The sequence below is a fragment of the Shewanella sp. 492 genome (genome assembly GCF_059338445.1).
The window spans coordinates 3,381,309-3,407,987 of record NZ_CM181702.1 but is presented as its reverse complement, the minus strand read 5'-3'; the positions used below and the strand labels follow the sequence as shown (position 1 = coordinate 3,407,987).

At 48.2% G+C, this 26,679-nt stretch carries 23 protein-coding genes; 14 read left to right on the top strand and 9 right to left on the bottom strand.

The features are described from left to right. Positions 1-151 precede the first annotated feature (151 nt). The 7 genes from AC5YBX_RS14995 (at position 152) to katB (ending at position 6,986) form a co-directional block, all read left to right on the top strand. Positions 152-760, top strand: coding sequence for a DUF2238 domain-containing protein (locus tag AC5YBX_RS14995; RefSeq protein WP_494523952.1), 609 nt, complete (start codon positions 152-154; stop codon positions 758-760). 150 nt (positions 761-910) lie between these two features. Continuing rightward, entirely contained in the window at positions 911-1,573 is a 663-nt protein-coding gene (locus AC5YBX_RS14990) for a helix-turn-helix transcriptional regulator (RefSeq protein WP_494520847.1), read from the top strand. 395 nt (positions 1,574-1,968) lie between these two features. After that, positions 1,969-3,195, top strand: coding sequence for a NupC/NupG family nucleoside CNT transporter (locus AC5YBX_RS14985; RefSeq protein WP_494520848.1), 1,227 nt, complete (start codon positions 1,969-1,971; stop codon positions 3,193-3,195). A 54-nt stretch (positions 3,196-3,249) separates the two neighbouring features. Next, positions 3,250-3,960 (top strand): purine-nucleoside phosphorylase, encoded by a 711-nt coding sequence (gene deoD, locus AC5YBX_RS14980; RefSeq protein ID WP_494520849.1) that lies wholly within the window; start codon positions 3,250-3,252, stop codon positions 3,958-3,960. Between the two features lie 232 nt (positions 3,961-4,192). Beyond that, positions 4,193-4,630, top strand: coding sequence for a PaaI family thioesterase (locus AC5YBX_RS14975; protein WP_494520850.1), 438 nt, complete (start codon positions 4,193-4,195; stop codon positions 4,628-4,630). Positions 4,631-4,778: 148 nt separating this feature from the next. Then, positions 4,779-5,027 carry a YgjV family protein gene (locus AC5YBX_RS14970; RefSeq protein ID WP_494520851.1) on the top strand — a complete coding sequence of 83 codons (249 nt, stop codon included), beginning with the start codon at positions 4,779-4,781 and terminating at the stop codon, positions 5,025-5,027. A gap of 510 nt (positions 5,028-5,537) precedes the next feature. Next, positions 5,538-6,986, top strand: coding sequence for a catalase KatB (gene katB, locus AC5YBX_RS14965; protein WP_494521577.1), 1,449 nt, complete (start codon positions 5,538-5,540; stop codon positions 6,984-6,986). Positions 6,987-7,058: 72 nt separating this feature from the next. On the opposite strand, the gene AC5YBX_RS14960 is transcribed toward katB, so the two are convergent. Beyond that, positions 7,059-7,613: a TMEM165/GDT1 family protein gene (locus AC5YBX_RS14960; protein ID WP_494520852.1), complete on the bottom strand. Its 555-nt coding sequence runs from the start codon at positions 7,611-7,613 to the stop codon at positions 7,059-7,061. A gap of 662 nt (positions 7,614-8,275) precedes the next feature. On the opposite strand from AC5YBX_RS14960, the gene AC5YBX_RS14955 reads away from it, so the two are divergent. After that, positions 8,276-9,478: an aromatic amino acid transport family protein gene (locus tag AC5YBX_RS14955; RefSeq protein ID WP_475514922.1), complete on the top strand. Its 1,203-nt coding sequence runs from the start codon at positions 8,276-8,278 to the stop codon at positions 9,476-9,478. 249 nt (positions 9,479-9,727) lie between these two features. Next, positions 9,728-11,884 (top strand): S46 family peptidase, encoded by a 2,157-nt coding sequence (locus AC5YBX_RS14950; protein ID WP_494520853.1) that lies wholly within the window; start codon positions 9,728-9,730, stop codon positions 11,882-11,884. Between the two features lie 121 nt (positions 11,885-12,005). Here the strand turns inward: AC5YBX_RS14950 and AC5YBX_RS14945 are convergent, their stop codons facing one another. The 6 genes from AC5YBX_RS14945 to AC5YBX_RS14920 all read right to left on the bottom strand — a co-directional run bounded on the left by AC5YBX_RS14945 (position 12,006) and on the right by AC5YBX_RS14920 (position 18,018). Continuing rightward, complete coding sequence (locus AC5YBX_RS14945) at positions 12,006-12,677, bottom strand: hypothetical protein (RefSeq protein WP_494523951.1); 672 nt, start codon at positions 12,675-12,677, stop codon at positions 12,006-12,008. A 9-nt stretch (positions 12,678-12,686) separates the two neighbouring features. Continuing rightward, on the bottom strand, positions 12,687-13,700 hold the full coding sequence (gene parM, locus AC5YBX_RS14940) for a plasmid segregation protein ParM domain-containing protein (protein WP_494523950.1): 1,014 nt from the start codon (positions 13,698-13,700) through the stop codon (positions 12,687-12,689). Positions 13,701-14,062: 362 nt separating this feature from the next. Continuing rightward, on the bottom strand, positions 14,063-14,620 hold the full coding sequence (locus AC5YBX_RS14935; protein WP_494520856.1) for a cyclase family protein: 558 nt from the start codon (positions 14,618-14,620) through the stop codon (positions 14,063-14,065). Between the two features lie 225 nt (positions 14,621-14,845). Beyond that, on the bottom strand, positions 14,846-15,562 hold the full coding sequence (locus tag AC5YBX_RS14930) for an RNA pseudouridine synthase (RefSeq protein WP_494523949.1): 717 nt from the start codon (positions 15,560-15,562) through the stop codon (positions 14,846-14,848). Between the two features lie 110 nt (positions 15,563-15,672). Beyond that, entirely contained in the window at positions 15,673-16,374 is a 702-nt protein-coding gene (locus AC5YBX_RS14925; RefSeq protein ID WP_494523948.1) for a DUF998 domain-containing protein, read from the bottom strand. A gap of 234 nt (positions 16,375-16,608) precedes the next feature. Next, the gene (locus AC5YBX_RS14920) at positions 16,609-18,018 is read right to left on the bottom strand and encodes a Na+/H+ antiporter NhaC family protein (RefSeq protein ID WP_494524833.1); all 1,410 of its coding nucleotides are present in this window, start codon (positions 18,016-18,018) and stop codon (positions 16,609-16,611) included. A gap of 339 nt (positions 18,019-18,357) precedes the next feature. Here AC5YBX_RS14920 and AC5YBX_RS14915 point away from each other — a divergent pair, with 339 nt between their 5' ends. Next, positions 18,358-18,882, top strand: a complete 525-nt coding sequence (locus AC5YBX_RS14915) for a DUF3087 domain-containing protein (protein ID WP_494520859.1) — start codon at positions 18,358-18,360, stop codon at positions 18,880-18,882. Between the two features lie 88 nt (positions 18,883-18,970). Here the strand turns inward: AC5YBX_RS14915 and AC5YBX_RS14910 are convergent, their stop codons facing one another. Then, a complete protein-coding gene (locus AC5YBX_RS14910) occupies positions 18,971-19,684 on the bottom strand; it encodes a FadR/GntR family transcriptional regulator (RefSeq protein WP_494520860.1) in 714 nt (237 codons plus the stop codon). Between the two features lie 637 nt (positions 19,685-20,321). Between AC5YBX_RS14910 and AC5YBX_RS14905 the strand changes: the two genes are divergently transcribed. Further along, positions 20,322-21,557 carry an OprD family outer membrane porin gene (locus tag AC5YBX_RS14905; protein ID WP_494520861.1) on the top strand — a complete coding sequence of 412 codons (1,236 nt, stop codon included), beginning with the start codon at positions 20,322-20,324 and terminating at the stop codon, positions 21,555-21,557. A gap of 138 nt (positions 21,558-21,695) precedes the next feature. On the opposite strand, the gene AC5YBX_RS14900 is transcribed toward AC5YBX_RS14905, so the two are convergent. After that, positions 21,696-22,631, bottom strand: coding sequence for a LysR family transcriptional regulator (locus tag AC5YBX_RS14900; protein WP_494523947.1), 936 nt, complete (start codon positions 22,629-22,631; stop codon positions 21,696-21,698). A gap of 116 nt (positions 22,632-22,747) precedes the next feature. On the opposite strand from AC5YBX_RS14900, the gene AC5YBX_RS14895 reads away from it, so the two are divergent. From AC5YBX_RS14895 to lgt, 3 genes are all read left to right on the top strand, one after another. Beyond that, positions 22,748-24,205: an NAD-dependent succinate-semialdehyde dehydrogenase gene (locus tag AC5YBX_RS14895; RefSeq protein WP_494523946.1), complete on the top strand. Its 1,458-nt coding sequence runs from the start codon at positions 22,748-22,750 to the stop codon at positions 24,203-24,205. Positions 24,206-24,230: 25 nt separating this feature from the next. Next, positions 24,231-25,511, top strand: a complete 1,281-nt coding sequence (gabT, locus tag AC5YBX_RS14890; RefSeq protein WP_494520864.1) for a 4-aminobutyrate--2-oxoglutarate transaminase — start codon at positions 24,231-24,233, stop codon at positions 25,509-25,511. A 320-nt stretch (positions 25,512-25,831) separates the two neighbouring features. Then, on the top strand, positions 25,832-26,617 hold the full coding sequence (gene lgt / locus AC5YBX_RS14885; protein ID WP_494523945.1) for a prolipoprotein diacylglyceryl transferase: 786 nt from the start codon (positions 25,832-25,834) through the stop codon (positions 26,615-26,617). Positions 26,618-26,679 lie beyond the last annotated feature (62 nt).

Here is a 26,679-nt window from a genome sequence, read left to right as displayed (position 1 = left end):
TTTATCGGTTGTTGCTATATATTTGGTAATTATTTGATTGTTGACAGCTAAAGCTCTCTCAAAATAGCACTATTTTTAATCAGTGTGGAGGGCTAGATGGCTAAAGTCATTATTTCGATATTAAAACAATATCATCTAAGGAGTTCCAATTTTGCATAAAAGTATTATCTGGCTCACGATTTTTTTCGCCGTCTTCATCTGGTCGGCGATTGAGCCCAAAGATACCTTTACCTGGTTTTTAGAAGTGTTGCCAGCACTGATCGCGCTGCCGGTATTGTATTTTACGCGTAAGCGCTTCCCATTAACATCATTGGCTTACTGTTTGATTCTGATCCATGCGGTGATTTTAATGGTGGGCGGCCATTACACTTATGCCGAAGTTCCGCTGTTCGACTGGGTTGCCGAGTTGATGGGAAGTGAACGCAATAATTATGACAAAGTCGGCCATTTTGCCCAAGGGTTTATTCCTGCCTTGTTGGCCAGAGAAGTGTTGCTGCGTAATCAAGTATTAAAGCCCGGGGCTTGGTGTGGCTTCTTAGTCTGCTGTTTTGCGTTGGCCTTATCGGCATTTTATGAGCTTATCGAATGGTGGGTGGCGGTCTTGTCGGGTGAAAACGCCGAAGCCTTCCTTGGAACTCAGGGTTATGTGTGGGATACCCAGTCAGATATGGCGATGGCGCTATTAGGCGCGATAGTCAGTGTGTTACTGTTGTCATCTTGGCATAATCGCCTGCTGCAACAGCTTAAAACCACAGGTTAAGCCGAAGTGAGCCATTAGGTCGGGGCTGCACTAAGGTAGCGAAAACGGTAGCGAAAACTGTGGTGGTTAACCGCTGTACTTCATCGATGCATGCAATAGATGATTGTTTGCTCGGTATGAATTGGCGCAATTTAAATCAAGGAGGATTTGATGAGCAACATTGACGAGCTAGTCTTTTGGCATCAGTTATCTAGCCCATGCGAGCTGGCCATTTGGGCACAGTCTCTGGGGTTAAGAGTACGTATTGCACGTCAGGTCGATGAGCTTGAACCGGATCCGCAATGCCAGAGTTTCTATTTTATTGCCCAGCAAGGTGCGGCGGTCGATAAGCAGGGCATCCCTCTTATCGTGCCGCGCTTACTGCCTTATGTGCCGCTGGCATTGTATCGGGTAAATCGTAACAGGATAAATACCGAAGCGGCCTTGTTACTAGGCGTACAAGGGCTACTGTTTAGCGACGATAGCCAAGAAGTGCAACTTAGCGGCCTACATGAATTACTGCAACATCAGTTGTGGTATGACAAGGGGCTACTGGCAAAAGTATTGCGGCGTTTTATTCCTCCTCAACATGGCCAACCATCTTTACAGCAAGAGGCGATTAGCGTTTTGCAACAACTCACTGGGCGTGAACGCACCATCATCGAACTGGTCTCCAGCGGAGCCCGCAATAAAGAGATCGCTACCCACCTATTTATCAGCGAACACACAGTGAAAGCCCATATTTCATCGATTTTTCGTAAGACCCAGTCGCGTAATCGGGTCGAATTATTGCGTTGGTTGCAGGTGAACGCCGCCTATTTTGAGTTGTGTTGATCAGTGATAATTGCTGCCTTGCTTATTACTCTGTTAAGCATGTTAGTCGTGTGTGGTCTAAAAAGCAGCTAAGTAACGTAATAAATTTACCAAAATGGAGTTTTTAGATCGTCATTTGACGCTAATTACTGAGGCGTAGAGCCGCGTTAACGTAGCGTAGCTTGCTGCGTAATTGTTTGTTTTTGAGTTTCACCTGATCTTTTTTTGTTTTCTTTGTGTTGGTTTGGTTTTCAGCTTGTTTTAAGTTTGCTGGTGAAAGGTCGCATTTTTCGCGGTCTTTAGTTATCAATGCCGCCTATTTTTGATAATGTTTTTTTCTATGGTGAAGGGTGCTTGTCACACTGAAATAGCTCGATACACTGCTACCACATAATAAAATTATTGGTAAAAAATGTATGGAAGTTTTCATCAGTTTGTTGGGGATGCTCGCCTTAATGGGCTTGGCGGTATTATTTTCAGAACACCGCCGTGCCATTAACCCTCGTACCGTACTGGGTGCGCTAGCGTTCCAAGTCGCTTTTGGCGCGTTTGTGATGTACGCCCCTATTGGTCAAAGCATACTCGATAGCGCCTCAAATGGCGTGATGCACGTGATTAACTATGGTAACGAAGGCTTAACCTTTGTGTTTGGCGATCTGGCCAAATTCGGTGTGGGCTTTATCTTCGTTATTAATGTGCTCTGCATTGTGGTGTTTATCAGCTCACTGATTGCCGTGCTCTACTATCTCGGCATCATGCAGTTGGTGATTGGCCTCATTGGTGGTGGTTTATCTAAGCTGCTGGGCAGCAGTCGCGCCGAGTCGTTGTCGGCTACCGCCAATATCTTCGTCGGCCCCATTGAAGCGCCTTCTATGGTGCGTCCATTTGTGAAGCGTATGACTCGCTCAGAGCTGTTTGCTGTGATGACCGGTGGCCTTGCTTCTGTCGCTGGTGGCACCATGATTGGTTATATCCAAATGGGGGTTGATGTCAAATATGTGCTCACTGCTGCCTTTATGACGGCGCCTGCTGGCCTATTGTTTGCCAAATTGATGTGGCCAGAAACAGAAACGCCCATCAACGACATCAAAAAAGTGATGGATGACCAGGAAGATAAGCCTGCAAACGTGCTTGATGCCGCTGCTGGTGGCGCGGCAATGGGGATGCAACAGGTACTTAACGTTGCAGCCTTATTGATGGCGTTTGTTGGATTAATTGCGCTGCTCAATGGCTTGATTGGCGGTATGGGCGGCTGGTTTGGTTATGATGATCTTACCATGCAAGCTATCTTGGGTTATGTGTTATCGCCTTTAGCCTGGATCATGGGGGTGCCTTGGAGCGAGGCGATCCAAGCAGCATCATTTATCGGCCAAAAAATGGTGATCAATGAGTTTGTTGCTTACATCGACTTCTTGAAAGTAGCCGATGACCTATCAGTTAAAACCCAAATTATTATCAGCTTTGCCCTATGTGGTTTCGCTAACATTGGCTCGCTAGCCATGGTGATTGGTGGCTTGGCAGCCTTATGCCCTGAGCGTCGTCACGATATCAGCGCTATGGGCATGAAGGCGCTTATCGCCGCGGCTCTTGCTAACCTAATGAGCGGCACGATTGCCGGTCTTCTGTATAGTCTAGCGGGTTAATAAAACAGAGTGCTTGCCGCTGCGCGGCAGGCCATTTTTTGATTGGAGAGACAAATGACCCCACATATTAACGCACCAGCAGGTGCTTTTGCGAAAACGGTATTAATGCCTGGCGATCCGCTACGTGCGAAATACATTGCCGATAACTTTCTCGAAAACCCTAAGCTTGTGACCGATGTACGCAACATGTTGGGTTATACCGGCGAGTATCAAGGCAAGCCAATTTCTGTGATGGGCTCAGGCATGGGCATTCCTTCTATCTCTATCTATGCCAAAGAGCTGATCACCGAATATGGTGTCGAAAATATCATTCGTATCGGCTCTTGTGGCGCTATCAGCGACAATATTAAGCTGATGGATGTGGTCATGGCGATGGGGGCGAGCACTGACTCGGCTGTCAATCGTAGCCGTTTTGCCAATACAGATTTTGCCATGATTGCCGATTTCAACTTGTTGAGCCTTGCCGTCGATGCCGCGAAAAAACAAGGCGCTAACTATCATGTTGGCAACTTATATTCGTCTGATCTGTTTTATAGCAGCGATGAGTCACGTTACGACTTGATGGAAAAATATGGCATCTTAGGTGTCGAGATGGAAGCGGCGGGTCTATACGGCGTTGCGACCGAATATGGCGCTAAAGCACTGGCGATGATGACAGTGACCGATCATATTCGCCAAGGGTTGCACCTGACCGCTGAAGAGCGTCAAGAAACCCTTAATGAGATGATTAAGCTGACGCTAGAAGCGGTTAGTCACTTAGACTGAGTTGCGAGTGACGTCTGCTAAGCACTTAAGCTTATCAAACATAAAAAGGCCTTATGACAAGGCCTTTTTTTGTGCCCAGAGATTACTGGCTTGCCGTTGGTGTTCATTATTTAATAGGCCAAAGTATTTGAGATAAGCGCAGTTTTTACATGATAAGCCGCTCGGTTAGCGGTTTAAACTTTAGCAATGACGCAGTAGACTAGCGTTTATTATCATTGAAATGGAATATCAGATGAGCATTTGGTTTAGACCCATTACCCTAGAAGATTGCGCCAAATTAGATGCCGGCATGCATGGCAAAGGCACCTTGATGCAGACTATGGGCATTAGCATTACTGAGATAGGCGATGACTACATGATTGCCACCATGGCTGCGACCCCCGCAATTCATAACCCGCTGGGGATAGTGCACGGCGGGGCCAATGTCGCCTTAGCCGAAACCGTCGCCAGTTACGCAGCCAATTTTGCCGTCGATTTTGAGCAGTATTACTGCGTCGGGCAAGAGATCAATGCCAACCACCTTAAGGCCTCTCGTAATGGGATTCTCACCGCGACCACTAAGCCAGTGCATTTGGGCAAACGCAGTTCGGTGTGGGAAATTCTGATCCATAACAGCGCCGGTGAACTCTGTTGTATTTCACGCATGACGGCGGCGGTGGTTAAACGTTAGCCCGATCTTGTTATGCTTAGGCGTAGTCGTTCCGTTGTGGGTTACACCAGCTTCGCCTAGGTGTTGCTAGGACAAGGGATCATGGCTGTCGCTTTACGCTTATGGTGTCCATAATAAGGATATTGACTGTTACCTCAATGGAGTGCGTATGGATAATGCAACGATATGGGAATGGGTTGGCTACTTAGCCTCTGTGGTGGTCGCCATCTCATTGATGATGGCGAACATTAAAAAGCTACGCTGGTGGAATCTCATTGGCGCCGCCTTATTTGTCGCCTACGGTGTGGCCATTGAGGCTTACCCCGTCGCCTTAGTGAACTTCTTTATTGTGCTGATTGACGCTTATTATCTGGTTAAGCTCTATCGTAAGCCACCGAGCCCTGTGCAGCGCCAGTGATCTCCCATCTTGTTTCTTTATTAGCTGTAACGTAGCGGCCTGTATTAGTCAGATAAATGGCTATCGCTAGCAACTTAACCGCTACGTATTTTACGCTTATTTTTCCTCTGATTTTTTAGTTTTTCCCCTTGGCGATAAACAGGCTGAGTTAGTCTCAATTAAGCCTGTTTAATCTGACTACCTCCTCTAGTTAATCTTAATACGGCCTTATTAATTCAATAAACAGATTGCAACTATCAATTTTAATCGCTTTATTTGAATTGGTCGTCAACCTATGATGACGACATCGTAATTGCAGTGGCAAATATATAGGAGCATTAGCTATGACAACTATTTTCGATCTTATCGAACAGTGGGTTAATCACACTTCATAGTGATGGTCGCCAGCATGCAAACAATAGTACAGCAGCCACTTGTCGCGCCATAAAGCCGATAGTGATGCAAAAATAATATTAATTTTAATGGAGTAAACAGATGATAAACCAAGCGATGACAGCTCACACACCAGCCATGCTTACTAGCCAAAATGGCGCCCCGGTTACAGACGACCAAAACTCATTATCGGCAGGTGAACGTGGCCCACTGTTACTGCAAGACTGGCACTTAATCGAGAAGTTAGCTCACTTTAATCGTGAACGCATTCCTGAGCGTATCGTGCATGCTAAGGGGACGGGAGTGTATGGCACTTTTACACTGACAAAAGATTTAAGTGATTTCACCATTGCCGACCATTTTAATGGTGTGGGCAAACAAACCGAGACTTTTATGCGTTTCTCCACCGTTGGTGGTGAGATGGGATCGGCGGATGCTGAGCGTGACCCGCGTGGATTTGGGCTGCGCTTTTATACGACGCGCGGTAACCATGACATTGTGGGCAACAATACACCGACCTTCTTCTTGCGTGATGGCATTAAGTTTCCCGATTTCATTCACACGCAAAAGCGCAACCCACAAACCAATTTGAAAGATCCGCAGGCGATGTGGGACTTCTGGTCACTCAACCCTGAGGCGATGCATCAGGTAACGATATTAATGTCTGATCGTGGTATTCCTGCTAACTACCGCCAGATGCACGGTTATGGCTCGCACACCTTCTCGTTTTGGAATGCTAAAGGCGAGCGTTTTTGGGTGAAGTTCCACTTTAAATCGCAACAAGGGGTGGTCAACCTCACAACTGAGCAAGCCGATATATTAAAGGGGATCGATCCCGATTCATCTCAACGCGATATGGTGGCGGCAATCAATGATGGCAACTTCCCCCGCTGGACTGTTAATGTACAAATCATGCCTGAAGCCGATGCTAACACTTATCACATTAACCCGTTTGATTTGACTAAAGTGTGGCCACATAGTGACTACCCACTTATTGAAGTGGGCGTATTAGAGCTTAATCGTTTACCTCAAAATTACTTTGCCGAAGTAGAGCAGGTAGCACTGGCTCCAAGTAACTTAGTGCCAGGTGTGGGCGCATCGCCAGATAAGATGCTGCAAGCACGTTTGTTTGCCTATGCAGATGCACAGCGTTATCGCATTGGCGCCAACTATAACCAGTTGCCGGTTAACTGCCCCCATGCCACGCAAGCCAATCATCACCAACGTGGTGGTGCAATGGCAGGAACTCGATGTCCCTTTAGCGGCAGTCAAACTGGCGGCGATGCGAGTGTTAACTATGGGCCTAATAGCAGGGCCGCAGGCTTAGCTGAGCCTAAGATAGTCGCCGAGCCACCACTGCGACTCGAAGGAGAGGCAGCACGTTATAGTCGTTATGATCAAGACGATTATACTCAGGCCGGTAACTTATATCGCATCTTCTCCGAGGCGGAACAAGCGCGGTTAGTAGCCAATATTGCCGCTACGTTAAGTCAGGCCAGTGATGATGTGCAGCAACGTATGGTGCAGCACTTTACTCAAGCCGACAGTGGTTATGGTCAGCAAGTGCAACAGGCCTTAGGGTTATAAGTTTTAGTGCATGAAAAAGCCAGTGGCGTATACCATACCACTGGCTTTTTCATTATGTTGTTGGCTCACCGCTTAAAATAGCAAAGTGGCTAATCCCAACAGGGCAAAGAGTGCGGCGCAGCCACGGTGGATCCAGACCATAGGCAGCTTGTCGGCGCTAAAGTGGCCGGCAATCACCACTGGCACATTGGCAATCATCATGCCGAGCGTGGTGCCGACAACCACCAAGGCGAGGGCGTCATATTTAGCCGACAGTACGATGGTGGCTATCTGAGTCTTATCGCCCATCTCGGCTAAGAAAAACAGCACAAAGGTGGCAATAAAGGGACCCATCTTATAGAAGCGGCTCTCTTCGGCGTCGACTTTATCGGGCACTAATACCCACAGCGCGATGGCAAAAAAGGAGCCTGCGACAATATAGCGCGCCAGATCTGGACTGATCCAGTTGATGGCCCATTGGCCCAGCCACGCGGCAGCAAAGTGATTGGCAAGAGTCGCGAGTAAGATGCCTAAAATGATGGCGGTTTTATTTCTAAAGCGGGCGGCTAGTATTAATGCTAGCAGTTGAGTTTTATCACCAATTTCGGCAATTGCCACGGTGAAGGTTGACGCAAGTAGAGCTTCCATGAGGGTTCCTTAGGGGGCAAAAAATCCAAGCACAGTCCGCCGCCCCCTAAATTTGAGCGGTAACCGTGCTTAGGTCTTGCCGGGCAATATGCCAGCCGATATCGGCTATGCCTATTACTGTGAGCACCATGGCATAAGGCCAAGTATGTTGATACTCACCCATGACCCATTATCGAGTCACGTTAGCTACTCCCCTAAAGCAGTGGCGGCAGATTATACGGATCCAGGTTGATTAGGCAAGTCAGGCAGGCAGTTTTTTTGCCAAAAGTCGTATTGTTGTAATGGTGCTGCGTTACAGTTGTTTAAAGGATGTTGCCTAGGTGTATAAACTTGCTTTTGTTGCTGAAGTTGGCTTGTGCGCTGGGTTAGGCTCTGATATGGTCGCTAGCAGTCATATTAAAATTGTATAAAGGTAGTGATGAAAAAAGCCTATCGATATTTTTACCGATTTATACCGCCTCAGCGGCTTAGTTAAATAGATACTGGTAAAAATGATCATGTTAGCTAAGTTGTTGGGGCCCAACCATATCGCAGTAAGGTGCAGATGCACTAGACGATGGGGAGGCTTACAGTGGGTGCTACATGTTGCTAAAAATCCTCTTTCAATTGTCGTTCAAATCTGACCTTCCAACTCTTATAAAAATTAAAAACAGGACAATCTTGTGAATTCAAAAATGCTTGGTTCTATAGCCATTGTTGCAGGGACGGCAATCGGTGGGGGAATGTTGGCTTTGCCTCTGGCGACGGCGGCGTTAGGTAGCGTGGCTGCCATGGCTTTATTGGTGGTGATTTGGGGCGTATCGGCTTATACATCGCTGTTGATGTTAGAAATTAATCTTCGCTCTGGGGTGGGTGACAATGTGCATGCCATCACAGGTAAAACCTTAGGTAAAGTGGGTCAACTTGTTCAAGGGGGCTCATTTTTAAGCCTGCTTTATGCGTTGACCATGGTCTATTTGCTCGGTGGCTCCTCCTTATTAGTCTCTAAGCTCGATGGTTTGTTCGGCGTACAGCTCGACTCACACACTGCGATTATGCTGTTTACCCTGTTTTTTGGTGGTCTGATTGCGGTGGGGATCGCCTGGATCGATAAGATCTCGCGGGTACTTTTTTCTGCCATGGTGCTGTTATTAGTGCTGGTGGTGTTGTTTTTGTTGCCCGATGTGTCGTTGTCGAGCATGGCGGCAACAGCCGTTATTGAAGGCGTCGAGCAGGGCAGTTTTTCTGGTTACTTAATGGCGGCGGTGCCTGTGGTGTTTACCTCGTTTGGTTTCCACGTCTGTATTGCCACTTTAGTGGGTTACCTTGATGGCGACAGCGTTAAACTGCGTAAGGTATTGTTGATTGGCTCAACCATTCCACTGGCCTGCTATATATTTTGGCTGACGGTTACCTTAGGTACCGTGGGTGGCGATAGAATTAGTGGGTTTGATGGCTCGTTACCTCAGCTGATCAATGCGCTGCAAGCCTTGGCGCAATCATCGATTGTCAGCCAAAGCATCGCCTTCTTTGCCGACTTGGCGCTGATCACCTCGTTCCTTGGGGTCACCATGAGCCTGTTTGATTTTATTGCCGAGTTAACTCGGGCCAAAAGCAATGCGAGTGGCCGCTTACAGACTTGGTTATTAACTTTTATTCCGCCTTTGTTGTGTGCGATCTTCTACCCCGACGGCTTCGTCAAAGTACTGGGCTTTGCGGCTATCCCATTGGTGATGATGATCATTATTTTACCCATCTTGATGGCCATGCGTCAGCGTAAGCTAGCATTGGGAGGTTACCAAGTGATGGGCGGTACGCCAGCCTTATATGTGGCGGGCGCGCTAGGGGTGATGATCATTGCTTCGCAATTATGGGTGACCTTGTAGCATCACTTTAAGGCGGCATAACTTAACTCATGGTAAATGAGTCTTAGACGCCGCCCAAGTGGGTTATTTTTAAGGGTGTTATACGACCTATTTAGCGACACACCTCGTTACTTTTTTAGTCATTTTCTAAGCTATTTGTATACTAGCCATTTGTGATAAAGTCGGGTAATTGCCCGACTTTTTTATTGTCTGGGTATTGCTCAACAATTGAATCACTCGATATCTATAACGATAAAATGGACTTAAAAAATGAAAAAACTATTAATGACAGTGGCGTTTGCCGCTGCCTTTGGCGCGCAAGCCGATGAGGGCATGTGGCAGCCACATCAGCTGCCCGCGATGGCGGATGAGTTAAAAGCCAAAGGGCTTGAGATTGATGCCAAATCAATCTCTAAACTGACCGAATTTCCGATGAATGCCGTGATAAGTCTTGGTGGTTGTACGGCGTCATTTGTCTCTCCTAAAGGGCTGGTCGTGACTAACCATCACTGTGCCTATGGCTCAATTCAGTACAACTCAACCCCTGAGAACAACCTCCTCGAAGATGGCTTTTTAGCCAAAACCTTTGCCGATGAATTACCGGCCACACCCGGCTCACGCATCTATGTCACTGAAGCGGTGACCGATGTGACTGACAAGGTTAAAGCGGGCTTGGCGGAGAAAGAGGGGAACGCCTTCTATCAAGGGATTGAAGCCAAAGAAAAAGCCTTAGTGGCCGAGTGTGAGGCCGAAGGGGGCTATCGCTGTCAGGTATACAGTTTTCATGGCGGGCTAGAATATTATCTGGTTAAGCAATTGGAGATCCGCGACGTACGCTTAGTCTATAACCCAGCGGCAAGCGTGGGTAAGTATGGCGGCGATATCGACAACTGGATGTGGCCACGCCACACGGGTGATTTCTCTTTTTACCGTGGTTATGTGGCTAAAGATGGCAAGCCTGCCGATTTTAGCCAAGACAACGTGCCTTACGAGCCAAAGAGCTTCTTGAAAGTGTCGGCCAAAGGCGTCAGTGACGGTGATTTTGTGATGGTGGCCGGTTATCCGGGTCGCACCAATCGCTACCGCACTGCCAACGAAGTCCAAAATCAGTTTGAATGGGCATACCCTGAAGGCAAAATGCTGCGTGAGCGCTTTATCGAGATCATCAAAGAGACTGCGCCAGAGGGCAGCGATGAGCGCATCAAGTATGAAAGCTTGATTGCTGGATTGGCCAACTACGCGAAAAACTTCACCTCAATGATCGAGTTTTACGGTAAGTCGACCATGCTGGCCGATCGTCAAGCCGGTGAGGCCGAACTCGGGAAGTGGATTGCGCAAGATAGCGAGCGTAAGGCCAAATACGGTAAGACCCTTGCCGAGCTCGACAGCCTGATCGCCCAAAGCCAAGAGCACCAAGCGCGTAACATCATCTTGGGTTACTTAGGTTACACCACTATGTTACCCACCGCGCGCCAACTTTATCGCCTAGCCAATGAGAAGCAGCTTGACGATATGGCACGTGAGCCAGGTTACCAAGAGCGTGATATGACCCGCTTTAAGTCAGGCATGGAGCGTATCGACAGACGTTACGCTGCCAGTGTCGATAAAGCCGTGGTCTTTGACCTGCTTAAACGTTACGCCGCGCTGCCAGAAAGTGAGCATATTGCCGCACTCGATAAAGCCTTTGGTATCGATAAAAACTTTGATGCCGCCAAGCTCAGCAAGACGTTAGACAAGATGTACGCCAACACGCAACTGGACGACCAAGCCACGCGTTTGGCCTGGATGGACAAATCGGTAAGCGACTTTAAAGCCTCCAACGATCCCTTTATTCAGCTTGCGGTGGCTATGTATGACACCGATATGGCTGAAGAGCAAAAATCGAAGCAGCTGGCTGGTAAGCTGATGAAGGTGCGCCCACAATATATGGACGCCATCATCGCTTATAACAAGCAGTTAGGTAAGCCAGTTTACGCCGATGCCAACTCAAGCTTGCGTGTTACCGTGGGCCATGTGAAGGGCTATTCACCACAAGATGGTTTACAGGCGGTGCCTTTTACTCGTCTCGAAGGCATTTTGGCTAAAGACACTGGCGTGTCACCATTTGATGCCCCTAAGAAGCAGTTAGAGCTAATTAAGCAAAAGCAGTATGGTGATTTCTATATGAAGTCTATCGACTCAGTGCCGGTTAACTTCCTGTCGACCTTAGACACCACTGGCGGCAACTCTGGCTCGCCAACCTTAAATGGTCGCGCCGAGCTTGTGGGTCTGCTGTTTGATGGTGTGTATGAGAGCATCATTGGTGATTGGGGCTACGATCCTGACACCAACCGTTCTATCCAGGTCGATAGCCGTTATATGCTGTGGGTCATGAAATACTTAGATAATGCCGATAACCTGCTAGAAGAGATGGAAATTGTGCATTAATCACCGGCGATTAACCCTGCGTGGTTAATATGTGCCGCCACTAAAAAAGGGGCTTAAGTTATCACTTAAGCCCCTTTTTACGCATAGATAGTTTTACGCATAGGTGGGGTGATAAAACGGCCTACCACAGCCCTTTTGATTTCACTCGGCTGGCACGTTCAAGCTGAGTCGTGAGACTCGGTGCGTCATCGGGGGCAGCGGGTGTCGCTGGCGTTTGCGCTAATTGACTGCGCAGCGCCTTTATCTGTGCCATCAACTGCTCTTGCCCTTGCTTAAGCTGACTGAACTGAGTGGCCAACTCGGCGTGTGGCTGCGCGGTTTCTGCTACCGCGGGTAGTTGACTGAGCTGGTGACTTAACTGTTCTTGCCCCTGTTGTAACTGCTCAAGTTGCTGCTCAATAGCGCTAAAGTCCACGTTGCTTGTTGGCTGTGGCACGTTTGCGCGCTCAACCATTGCGGTTAACTTTTGCCACTGCTGCTCAGATAGCCCCTTATCTTCGCTGGCGTCTAACGCGAGGCCAGCTGAGTGAAGTTGGCAGGCTAAGGTGTGACAGTTCACCTTGTCTTGTAGCAGGGTTTGGCTCAGCATCGATGGCAGTTGTGGCGCCAATTCATGCAGGAATAATCCTGACAGATACAGGTCTCGATGAAACTGGGTGCGGCGCTGCTGCACGATATCTGGTTCATCATTACGCGCTTTTTCCTTCTGTTGCCAACGCCTTAGGGCTTTTATGGCATAGCTGTGGGCGTCGTGGATCTCAGGCTCAAGTCCTACATTGAATCGAATGCGCATAATGGTCCTTTAACCCGCTTCAGCAGGCTCAGCGGCGTGGTAGCAACAGATCTCTCTCGATAATGCTTCTTGAGGATCTTTGACCATCACAATCTTATCGCCCAGCGAAGGGTAGGCATTGCGGATCGCGCTTTCAATCAGCATAGCGCCGCCACCGACTAAATAGATCCGGTTTGGATTACGGGTAAAGGTTTTTGCCTCATAGGCAACCGCGGCGCCGAGCTCGGCAATTTTGTCCTCAATTCGCGCTAATACCCAATCGACTTTGCTGATGTCGTTAATCACCTCTTCCACAAATTCACGGTTATGGCGACGCTTAATCAATTCATTGGCGACCAAGTAGCTGGCATCGCTGTCTGCAGCTGACAGCGCTTTTCTTGCCGCGTTGGTCACCATAGAAACACCAATTTCGGCATTGCCATACACGGCCGACACATCGTCGAACTCGCCGACAATGACGCCCATATCTAAGGTAGTGCCGCCGCAATCAATCACCAAGGATTTGGCAAACTCATTGACGCCTGAGTCCATCAGAGTGGTTAGCACGGCAGGTAGGCTCTCAGGTAGCACTTCAACATCGACGATAGTGAATAACTCGCCTTTATTGAGGCTGATTTCTCGCATCAAGTTAGCTTTCTTGCGGGCGATATTCTCTTCGTTTTTCTGGCAGTCATCGGCCTTGTAGTACTCGGTGATGGGCAGTGTGACCAGAATGCTTACTGGGCCCGGTTTCACGCCAGTTTGCAGCAGCGCATGGTGGACCGATAGCAGGTTTAAGTCGTCATATTGGAAGGCAACGTGAGTAGTCGACAGCGCCTTATCTGATGTGGCGTCATAGGTGTACTTGGTCGAGGCGATTTGATAGTTAAAGACCTTGCGGTCATTCAGCAAAGCGGCACTTTTCCAGTCTTTACGAAAAGAGTTGGGGGAAGTCACGCTGCGCACTACGCCGTTTTCAATCCAGCTGATTTTCACATTAGTCGAGCCATCATCGATAGCAAATTTTGTCATGCTTGAATGCATTACCGTTCCTTAAAATAAACCCATTTTTGCATGTTAATACGACCCAATTGGCGCATAACTGAAATCGTTTGCTGATTTATTTTAAGGTGACGCTGTTGGTTACCCAGTAGCGTTAGCCTTCGAATGAAAGTATCGGCATTTTTTGGCTTGTAGGGTTTAGCTGAATGGGTTTTATTTATTGATGGTAGCGTTAACCCGCTTGGCAACCAATGGTTTGCTGCATGCCTTCGTGCAGGTACTTCTTCGGCACACTGCTTTTTTGTTAAACATGCGATTTCATCCCTGAAATAGAAGGGCTCAGCGGCACAAACACGTAGTCAACGCAAAGCAAAAAAGTGAGGTTTTGAGATGGGGACATATTTTTAGGCGCAAAGTGCTATAACTTCGCATCTTTTACCCGTTGATTGTGATGATTTATCAAACTCGATCTGTAATTTTTTAATTGTACTAACGGTGATTTTAGATAAGTTCACATTCTCTATTACGAAGCAGCCTTTTGACTCACACCTTTTATCAAACCTGATATGCTCATCACCGTGTGTGCCTATTCCGTAGCTGTCAATAACGATAAATGCTGGGGATTTTTCTAGGAGTGCATCAAGCACTTTAGCTGTGACCGAAGTATCCATAGCACCATAGTCGGGTGTTCCATAACTATTTTTTTCGATATTCCCAGTAAACAGCACTAATGCTTTACTTGAAATATCTAGATGCTCAATATCGCTAGTTGAAGGCATTCCATTCGTACAGTCTAGAATCTCTGCTTCAACCTCATATTTGGCTTCTGCTGGTTCTGATTCGTAGCAATCAATATGCGTCCCTATATGACCAAAAGCGCTAACAGAGTCCGATTGTTTTTTAGCCCATTCGTATGCAGGGTGTCCCTCTTCTATCAACAGACTTAGTGGTTCTTTGTGCATATACAACCTCGATAAAAATGGACACACGTTAAATTACTTTGTTGCTCAAAAATGTCAATTGATGCTGCACTCATCGAAGTAAAAGAGTGCTTTCACATAAGCCTGCGGCAGGCAATTAACAACCATGAAGGTACGACCCTCAAACCTAATTAATCCATTTCGGCTTGCCAAACGCGACTCACACAAAACTCAAAAATGCCACCCCTTGATTCTAAGGCCAACCGCTTATGCAATACTGGCTTGCAAGGCGGTTAATTCATCATTGGTTAGTGGGCGCAATTGCCCGGGCGGCAAGGCGCCAAGAGATAAAGACTCAATGGCCACACGCTCAAGGTCGATAACCCGATAACCGAGCGCCTGACTCATACGACGTATCTGGCGGTTTAACCCTTGGGTAAGCACTATCTCAAACTGAGTGTCATCTAAACGCCGCACTTGGCAGGGCAAGCTAGTGAGGTTTTTATAGCTGACCCCAGCTGCCATTTGGGTGATAAATTGCTCATCGAACGCTTTATTGAGTCGCACTTGATAACGTTTGCGATGGTGAAAGTCGGGGTGCATTAATCGCTGCGTCAATTCACCATCGTTGGTCAGCAGTAATAAGCCGCGCGAATCTTTATCTAGCCGCCCCACAGGATAGAGGCGTGGCTGCTTGGGTAGAAGATGCCATAGGCTAGATGGGTCGTGGGGTAGCAGGCGGCAGTCGGTACCAACCTGTTTGTTGAGCATCCAATATTGCTTGTGCTCCACCGCTGGCAAAGGCTTGCCTTGATAACAAACTTGTTGCTGCGCCGTTTGGCCTTGTGGAGTGTCGATAAGAGTGACGCTGTCGATATGGTTAGCTAAACGGCCATCGATGGTAATTTGGCCATCACGGATAAGCCGTGTTGCACCGCGGCGAGAACATAAACCGGTGAGGGCAATATATTGAGCTAAACGCATGACGGACTCTGATTAATCTAAATCGGGATTGGAGAGGGTATTATAGTCAGATACTTCAATAGATTAACGAACTATATTATTTATCCTGCAATCGACTTAATAGCCAGTGCCTAATAGGTGATCGCCAATTTGGCCGATATTGACTTGTAATAGCTTTTTTTCGCCAGCGTTTTGATGCTGAGTGCCAGTATGATGCACCAGATGAGTACCAAGTGGATTTGGCACCACAGCAAGTAGGTCAGTAAACAGGGGGCTTGTTCGCCATGGGGGCAAGGAGCAAAACTTAAGTCAGTCCAGTTGAGCATGCCCGCCAGTACGGACGCGCAACAGACCCCAAGCAGACTGACAATAACCAAGGGGGTTGGGCAGATGTTTTTATGATGAATGTGACCCAGTAGGCTAATGCAGTAGAGGCTTAGGGTACTGATTAAAAAAACGGTCGAAAATAACCTGTGTTCAAATAGGTAATTAATCGGATAGATCCCCATAAGTATGATGCTAATACCTACCGCTGACCCAGCCAGTGCGATGGCGTAACTAAATCGATTCAGCGCTAGCTGCTGTAAACCATACATCGCCAGTAACATGCAGATGCCGGTGAGGATCAGCCCCATATTAAAAATATAAGCCAGTGGCGAGCGAATATAGTTGCCGAGATTGCTGGGGAGTTGGCTAAAAATTAAATTGCCAATTTGTTGATACTGAGCGAGTAAGGTGATCGAGATACCTAGAATAGCGATAACAGTGCCAGCCAAAATAGTAAACACCACCAGGCGGTGAAAATCGTAATTAATTGGGTTGTATGTCGTCATAACATCGCCAGTTAGGAGTGCGATAAATAAAAAAGGAGCGCAGTAGCTGCACTCCTTTGATTCATTCGGCGCATGCCTAAGCATGTTTGATATCGTCAATATTAGTGGTTACTCAACGATATAGCTTGCATGTGCCTTATATTCCTATGGCGATAGTCTAAACCATAATTAACTATTAATACACGACTCTAATCAAGTTTGTAACACCTGATTCAGCTTGTATCAAGCTTATGCTTAGTGGCGTTTTCGTAAAATCACAATCGCGATAGCAACCACGGCCAGCACCATGCAGTACCATGCGTGACTCACAGCCTCAATGGGGCTGATGGTAAAGATAGAGGCGATCAATAATGCCTGTGCACCATAAGGGATCAGTCCCTGCACTATGCAGGAAAAGATATCTAAGATACTGGCCGCACGTTTAGGCGTAACTTGATGTTTCTCGGCTAAGTCTTTGGCGATATTACCCGTTACCACAATCGAAACCGTGTTATTGGCCACACAGGTGTTGGTCAGAGCAACCATGCCCGCAATACCCAGCTCAGAGGCGCGGGTCGATGCTTCACCTTTATGCTTGGAAAAACGGGCGATCAATTTTTCAATCTGTTTATTAACAAACGCTAAGCCGCCTTGTTGCTGCATTAAGGCCGCAAGCCCACCCACTAACATCGACAGAATAAAGATCTCCTGCATGTTGGTGAAACCGGCATAGATATCTTTACCAAAGATGATGAAGTCATAGTCGCTAGTGACTAAGCCCACCGCGCCTGCCAGCAGTATGCCCACGGTTAACACCACAAACACGTTAAGCCCTGAGACTGCCAAGACTAAAATGGTTAAGTAAGGGATCACATTAATAACATCAATTTCTTGTGGGGCAACATCCGCTTGGCCTTGGCCAGCTAGGGTAAATAAGATCATGGTAATGATGGCCGCCGGAATGGCAAAAATCAGGTTTTCTCTGAATTTGTCTTTCATGTGACAGCCTTGGGTGCGGGTCGAGGCGATAGTGGTGTCAGAAATAATCGACAAGTTATCACCAAATAACGCGCCGGAGATCACCGCCCCCGCCATTACCGCTAGCTCGATTTGAGCTTCATTTGCTACGCCGAGCGCAATCGGAGCCACTGCAGCGATGGTGCCCATTGAGGTGCCCATGGCGGTAGCAATAAAGGCGGCAATCACAAAAAACCCTGGTAGTAATAGGTTAGAGGGCACTAACGATAGCCCTAAAGCAACGGTGGCATCGACGCCGCCAGTGGCCTTGGCAACTGAGGCAAATGCGCCCGCCAGTAAATAGATTAAACACATGGCAATAATATTGGAGTGACCAATACCGGCGATAAAGGTCTCTATCCCTTGGTTGAGCTTCTGCTTAGAGATCAGCAGCGCCAGTATGATGGCGGGTAAAATCGCAATGACGCTGGGAACTTGATAAAAGGCAAAGTCTACCCCTTGGTTTTGAAAGTAGACGCCAGCGCCAATAAATAGCGCCAAAAATACCAGCAGGGGCAGTAGGGCAATAAAGGATGCCTGTGGCTCATTAGAGGCGGTGGCATGTTGCTCATGTGTTGGTCTAGTCAATGTGCTTCTCTCACTTCTTACGTCTCGCTCGCGAGTACGTGTCGTTAAAACAGGATGCAGACCCAAGTTCCCATGCCCTCCTTGCTGGAACCTACCGCAGTTATGCGACAGGGGTCATCTCAATTAGCAAGAGGATATGAGATTGAAAGACGTCTGTCAATTTAGACGTCTAGATGTTTTTACTGCTATTTGTTTTGTTTCTGTTAAATCTGTTAGCGCCGCTATTGCACTCGGGTGTTACTGGGTAAGTGAGTGGGCTGCATCAATGGCCTTTAAATATAGCGTCATGGTGCGATTTTGCGCCCGTGCCGTGGTAATCTTGCACTCTCATAACCTAGGGGCATTTACCCGTGGTAATCTTGCACTCTCATAACCTAGGGGCATTTACAGAGAAATCAGATGAAGCTAATCGAGATAGATAAGATCACCTACCGTGAACATTTAAACCGCGTGATCATAGTGTTTATTGCTTGTCTTGCGATCTTGTCGTTACTCATTGGTCAGGTGTTGATCAGTTTGTGGGGCCAAGTCGAAGTGGCGACAGGCGAATCGACGGGTAATTTCCACCTTAATTTTTTAGGCGTACTGTTTGGGTTTGCTGTGTGCGCTGGGGTCTTGTATCGACAGCGGCACCATGCCTATTTTAAAGAGATCTATTATGTGTCGCGTTTAAAGGCGCTACATAATCGCATCTATCGAAAACTCAAAGCCATTAAACTCGCGGCAGAGAAGGATGATGTCAATGCACTGATTATTTTAAGTTTTTATTACACCAGCTTAAAACTTGTCTATCTGTTAGATGATAATACCTTGACCTTAGGCGAGGTGGAGACTGAGCTAAACCGCATTAATCAACAGATTGAGCGTTTAGGGCTAACGGTTGGGGCGCAAGATTTTAGCGCCGAGTTATTAGCGCACTTTTAGGGGACGACTGAGCTTAACCGCTTTTGCCCCTGCTGGCGGGACTCAATAGAAGCGCAGCCGCGCGTTGAACCGACGCTATTAAGCAGGGTTATTCACTCGATCTATCCCTGTCTGATTGAGGAGCGGGTTGCCGACAGCTGAGATGAGCCTGTAGATGGGCGCGCATTGCTTGTTCGGCGCTTGACGGATCACAGCTTAGCACCGCATCGACTAAAGTGTGTATCTCATCTGCCACCCCCATGTCAGGATGGCTTGTCGAATTATTTATCGAGGTTGGATTATCGACATCGGCGATCAGCTGGATAAGCGCTTGATCAATAGCGGTTAAAAATCGGTTATTACACATCATGGCCAGTTGATGGTACACCTGGCTGACTCGGTCGCTGGGCTCGCAATGTTGGGACAATTGCTGCAGTTGCTGGCGCGCCTCATCCGTGCCATGTTGCGCTGCTAATCCTGCCACTATGGGGGCAATGGCTAAGCGGGCTTGGCAGATCTCGGCATAAGACATCTGTCCTAATAAAAACAAGTCTTTGCAGTCATTACTCAGGCGTTCATAGGTCTGCTTTTTGACAAATGCACCGCCGGTAGCGCCCTGCTTTATATCGACCAACCCGCGCGCTTCTAACCCTTTTAATGCCTCTCGTACCACGGTTCGGCTAACTTGAAAGGTTTCAATTAATTCTCGCTCCGAGGGGAGTTTGGCGCCCGCCAGATATTGGCCATCAAAAATAGCATCTCTGAGTTGCTGAAAAACTTCGTTAGACACCTTAATCTGTTTGATTGGTTTGAAAGTGTTCAAGATAAATTCCGTGTGCAGACGAGTCCAAAAATCATACCATAGCAACTCTTTAGTATCTTAGCCAACTCATTAATTTTCGGTGTGAATCTCCCTAATTTACCTTGCAGTGTGAGGCAATAGTCTATCGGCAAAAATGCGGGTTTATTGTGTAAAAGCGTGAGCCTGTCTGCAGGAAAAACAATTGTGTGACCTTTTATACAAATGTGATTAACGCAAATGTACAGCAAAAATCATATGTCATACATTTAACGTATACTTGTTGTTGTGAGGGGGAAGCCCCAATCGATAGCATGGTTAAGTGATTTCATGTGAGTTGAGCCTTTTAGCGCCATGTGGTTATGGCGCTTTTTTCTCAAATCGCATTTTCCTCAAATCTAACTGAGGCGATCCACTTAACCATCTTGCTAGTGATCTCGCATATGGGGATGGCAACAACAAGTTCGAAAAGGTCGGCTATTTCAGCCTTGATGACCGTAAAGTTGCGGCCAGTATGAAATAGCGCCACTTCGATGTTGTTACATCGTCAGTTTTGAGCAATTTAGCCTGAGGTCAATATGAAAAGAGCAACTCTCACCCTAACAGCCGTGGTGCTCACAGCTACCACGCTTACTCGCCACGGATCATGGGAAGTATAATAATGAAAAAATCCTACCTATCACTCTTAGTTCTTACTGCCATGTCGATTCCGGCGATGGCCGATAGCAGCGTCGAGCAGATGTTTAGTCAAGGTCAAATGAAAGCCGAGTTACGCTTGTTTGATTTTACGCGTGATTTTGATGACGCCACCACCACTAAGCACGATACCTCTATCGGTGGATTATTTTACTACCAAACCGCTGCCGTTAATGGCATTAGCTTTGGCACCAGTTTTGCCTCGGCGAATCCGATTTGGATCAACGATAACAATAATGTGTATGGCTTAGTGGCCCGCGATGCCAATGGCGATCATGCTGATGTTAACCGTCTACAGGAATACTTTGTGCAGGGCCAGTGGTGGAATACCCGCTTTAAACTAGGCGCGCAAGAGATGGATACCCCTTGGTTGAATCGTCATGATATTCGCGCTATCCCGCGCACTTACCGCGGTTTTTCAGCCATTAATAACAGTATCGATAATCTGACTTTGTCGGCTTTTTATGTGACCGATTCGATGAACTGGTCTGATAATGGATTTGTCTCACTCGATGATGTGCTGCAGGCTAAGCGCGCTGGTGAGGGGATCACCTCTGATGTGGCCGATAATCCTATGTACATCATAGGCGCTAAATATCAGCTACCGTTTGAACAAGTTAATGCCGTGGCCGATGTGTGGCATTACAACATGGAGGATGTGTTTAATCAGACTTACGCAAGGTTGTACCTGTCTACGCCTGTTGGCGAGGGAAAGTTGTACCTTAAACCTACCTATTTAACCCAAGCGTCATCGGGCGATGAAACCGCTGGTGCACTAGATACCTATCAATATGGTTTGCACGCTGGGGCAAAATATGCCGGGCTTGATGTCACCCTGATGTACGCCAAAACCGGTGATGATGCCTTACTCGCCCCTTGGGGTGATGAAAAGGCGGTGATCCAGCAGGTGTATCAGGCGGGTCGAGCCAATGAAGAGGTATATGCCCTTAAGGTGGGTTACGATTTTTCTAAGATGGTGACTGGCTTATCTGCCTATGTCCATTATGGTGAATATGATGTACCAGAAGGCGCTGGTAGTGACTTTAACCAGACCGATTTTTCGGTGAGCTATGGTTTAGATAAGTGGCTACCGGGTTTAAGTTGCCGTGCGCGCTATGCCTTAGTCGATATGGATAACGGCGAAGATCTCAATGATTTACGCCTCTATCTTAAGTACAGCTTTGTACTGGGCAATAGTTAATCTGCACCTATACTCCCCATCTCATTAAAGAGCCTGTTTAATGTGATGGGGATGCATCATACCGATTAAGAGACCGATTAAGCGCAACCCAGTGGCGATCGCCTCACGCTCGTCACTGGGTTTGCCACTTGATAGGCTCTAACTGGACATATCTAGGCCAAACACTTCATTAAACGCCGCCATCAACAGCTCGACCTTGGCCGTTTCTCGCGCCGAGTGCTTATACACCATCGACAAATTAAACGGATAACTGGCGGCATCGCCGTGAATTATCTTCATCTGCCCCGTCTCTAGCTCTTGCTGGATATAGCTTAGCGGCAGGTATCCAATATAGCAGCCCGATAGAATTAAGGTTTTACGAGTATCAAACTGATACGCTTTTGCCGACAAGTTTAAGCGCTTTAATTGTTCGCGCCCATCGGGGTCAATATCGACGCCAGGGTGGATAGAGGCGGTCTTTGACAGCATTTCGGCGCTGATCTCGCTATCGCTGAGTTCAAAGTAGGGGTGCTGAGCGCTGCAGCACAGATAGATGGGCTCGCTAAACAGTGTGCGGTAGTGTAATCCTTCAATCTGCTGATAGCTGGGCAGTAAGCCCACATGGGCCTTATCTTGCAGTAACGACTTCTCGATATGATGCAGCGCTTCGCCGTCTAAAATCAGGTGTAGCTGGGGTTGGCGCGCATGGATGTAAGCCACCACCTGCGCCAGTTTCTGTTGCATGGTGTGATCTAACTGATCGGCACATAAGATCACCAGTTCGCCGATCAACTCCTCGCCTAGATTATTGACAAACATAGAGAAATCATTGAGTGAGTCAAACAGTTCGATGCAGGCGTGATACACGGCTTGTCCCGCCTCGGTCAGGGCAAATCCGCCACGCCCTCGGCTGCACAATTTCAGTTTCATGCGGCTTTCAAGGTTGGCCATATGCACGCTAATGGTCGAGCGGGTGACACCCAGTTCGGCTTCGGCTGCGGCAAAGCCGCCATTCTCCACTACGGTGCGAAAAATGCGCAGCAAGCGTAGGTCATATTCGGTGACAGCCTTAGGGATGATCGATTGCTTGCTCATAAGTTTTGCCGCCATAAAACATTGTGTTGATTATTTTGTATTTAACCTGAGTTGCTTTTGCTATTCAATAGACAAATTAGTGACTAAAAGCTCAGCCCTTTTGATTTGGAGTATTTATGCAGGGAATTAAAGATAGCCAGTTAATCAAGCTCGCCTCATATATCGACGGTAACTGGGTCGATAGCGCCGACCGTTTTGCGGTGGTCAATCCCGCCAATCAACAGGTGGTGGCCGAGGTGGCTAATGCTGGCTGTGATGAAACCCAAGCGGCGATAGTGGCCGCTAAAAAAGCCCTGCCAGCGTGGTCAAAAAAGAGCGCCAATGAGCGCGCCGCACTGATGCGTAAATGGTTTAACTTGATGATGCAACATCAAGACGATTTGGGGCGCATATTAACCCTAGAGCAGGGTAAGCCGTTGGCAGAAGCCAAGGGTGAAATTGCCTATGGCGCCGCCTTTATCGATTGGTTTGCCGAAGAGGGCAAGCGTGTCTACGGCGACACCATTCCGGCGCCAGCCAGTGACAAGCGTATTATTGTGATCAAGCAGCCAGTTGGTGTGGTGGCCTCGATCACTCCCTGGAACTTCCCCAACGCGATGATCGCCCGTAAGGCTGCAGCGGCCTTAGCGGCAGGCTGTACTTTTGTGGCGCGCCCTTCGCCGTCTACTCCCTTGTCGGCACTCGCCATGGCTGAGCTGGCCGAGCGCGCCGGGATCCCAGCCGGGGTGTTTAATATTGTGGTGGGTGAAGATGCTGCGGGTATGGGTAAGGTACTTACCCAGCATCCCGACGTGGCTAAGTTTACCTTTACCGGCTCCACTGCGGTGGGCAAAATTTTACTGGCCCAGTGCGCCACCAGTGTGAAAAAAGTGTCGATGGAGCTGGGTGGCAATGCGCCCTTTATCGTATTCGATGATGCCGATATCGACGCCGCCGTGCAGGGCGCTTTAGTGTCGAAATACCGCAACGCGGGTCAAACCTGTGTATGTACCAACCGCATCTTAGTGCAAAGCAAGGTGGCCGCCGAGTTTACCGAAAAATTCAGCGCCGCCGTGGCGGGTTTGCAGGTCGGAGATGGCTTGAGCGACGGGGTCACCGTTGGTCCGATGATCTCTAAAACCGCGGTCGATGATGTGCTAAAGCTGGTGGACGACACTGTGGCCAGTGGCGCGACAGTGATTGCTGGCGGTGGGCGCAGCGAGTTAGGCGAAAGCTTTCTCGCGCCTATGATAGTCACCGGCGTCACCAATGAGATGGCGCTGGCGCGTAACGAAATTTTTGGCCCTGTCACACCTATCATTAGTTTCGACGATGAAGCGCAAGCCTTGGCGCTGGCTAACGATACCGAATATGGTTTAGCGGCTTATTTCTATGCCCGCGATATTGGCCGTATTTTCCGCATCGCCGAGGGACTTGAGTATGGCATGGTTGGCGTCAACGAAGGCATTATCTCTAATGCGGCTGCGCCTTTTGGCGGCGTAAAACAATCGGGTAATGGCCGTGAAGGGTCAAAATATGGACTCGATGATTATTTAGAAATTAAGTACCTGTGCCTTGGCGGACTGGATAAGTAACTCAATAAGATTAAAGGATTTCAAAATGAGCAACGCAGATTTACAAGCACGTAAAGTGAACGCCATCGCCCGTGGTCAGGGCAACGCTTATGCCGCCTATGTTGAACGTGCCAGCAATGCTGAGCTGTGGGATGTGGAAGGCAAACGTTATATCGATTTTGGCACAGGCATCGCCGTGTGTAATACCGGCCACAGCCATCCAAAAATAGTCGAAGCCGTTAAGGCGCAGCTGGATAAATTTAGCCACACCTGCGTGATGGTTAATCCTTATGAATCGGCGGTTGAACTGGCCGAAAAGCTGACCGCTATCGCCCCGGGGCCGAGTGATAAGAAAGCGATTTTTGTGACCACTGGCGCCGAAGCCGTGGAAAACTGCGTCAAAATCGCCCGTGCGCACACGGGGCGTCGCGGCGTTATCGCCTTTAATGGTGGTTTTCATGGCCGCACCAATTTAACCATGGCGTTAACGGGTAAAATCAGCCCGTATAAGCATCAGTTTGGTCCCTTTGCCGGCGATATCTTCCACGCGCCTTATCCAATGGCGCTGCATGATGTGAGCGTGAAAGATTCACTTAAGGCGATTGAAAACCTGTTTAAGGTCGATATCGCCCCTTGCGATGTGGCAGCGATTATTGTTGAGCCAGTGCAGGGCGAGGGCGGGTTTTATATTGCGCCACCTGAATTTTTACAGGCACTGCGCGCGCTGTGTGATAAACATGGCATTGTATTAATTGCCGATGAAATTCAAAGTGGTTTTGGCCGCACCGGCAAGATGTTTAGCTTCGAGCATGCCCAGGTGGAGCCGGATCTTATCACCATGGCGAAAGGCATTGCCGGCGGCTTCCCTCTGGCGGCCGTGGTGGGTAAGAGTGACATTATGGATGCGCCACTTCCCGGTGGTCTTGGTGGCACTTATGGTGGCTCGCCCGTGGGCTGCGTGGCGGCGCTGGCTGTGCTAGAGGTGATCGCCGAAGAACACTTAGTTGAACGTGCGGCGCACATTGGCGCGACATTTAACGAGCATTTGAGTGCGTTGCAACAGCGTTATCCGCAGTTGATTGGCGAGGTGCGCAATCAAGGCGCGATGATCGCCATGGAGCTGTTTGTCGATGGTGATAAAGAGCAACCCAATACGGCTCTGACTCAAGCCATTATCGCCAATGCCGCCGAGCATGGCTTAGTGCTACTGGCCTGTGGTTTTTACGGTAACGTGATCCGTTTCTTGCCCGCATTAACCATTAGCGATGAGATTATGCTTGAAGGACTGGAGAAATTTAATCAGTTGTTTGCTGCTGTGGCAAAATAATACCAGTCAAATGACCATGATTAAAATGGGCTTGTTTGAGGCATAAGTGGAGCTGGCGTGACCATAACTAGCCGGTATCTTACCCTTCAAGCGTGAGCCGATAACGAATGCGATTGCAAGCACAGCAACGCATGGTATCAAGGGTTTAGTCGCACTCGTGACTAAGCCCTTTTTTATGCTGGTAAGACTCAGGTTATCTAGCTAATTTATCGTGATTAATCCATAGTATGAGCTTGAATAAGCGCGCCAAGCGCGTGAAAATGCCTACTGGCAGATTATTTAAGCGGGTCACTTGGCCTGCACCTTATGGAGTAAAGCGTTTGGAGCACATAGTTTGGAATATCGATCCTGTGATGATCTCGTTCATGGGACTCAAAATACATTGGTATGGCGTGCTGTTTGCCGTGGCGATCGCCAGTGGTTTTCAGGTGATGAAACGCATTTATGTGCGTGAAGGTTTAGATGTAGAGTCGTTAGATAATCTGCTGATTTACTGTGTTGTAGGCATCATTGTTGGTGCTCGCCTCGCCCATGTATTGTTTTACGACCCGGGCTATTATTTTGCCCATCCGCAGAAAATTTTAGCGATTTGGGAAGGCGGCCTCGCCAGTCACGGCGGCGGCTTAGGCGCCATCTTAGCCCTGTATTATTACCATACTAAGACTAAAATGCCGTTTCTGTTTTTACTCGATCGCTTAGCGATCGCCACCGCCATCTTTGGCTTCTTTGTGCGCATGGCTAATTTTGCTAACTCAGAGATCTTAGGAGTGGTCACCGATAAGCCTTGGGGCATTATTTTCGAGCGTATCGATCGCCTGCCACGCCATCCGGCGCAGCTATATGAAGCATTGGCTTATTTAACCATCTTTATCACCTTGTGGTTCATCTATCGCACCACCCAGATGAAGCAAAAGCAGGGGGCGATTTTTGGGCTATTTTTAGTGCTGGTGTTTAGCGCGCGGTTTATCATCGAAGAGATCAAGGTAAAGCAGGCGGCCTATGCCCAAGACTGGGTCATTAGTGCAGGCCAGATGTTGAGCGTGCCCTTTCTGATTGTGGGTGTGGTCTTATTAGCGCGGGCTTATTTATCACGGCGTCAGGCTTAATCGCCAATAAACCTCCACTTGGCTGATACTCATGAGCTGTATCAGCCAGGTGACCTCATTCC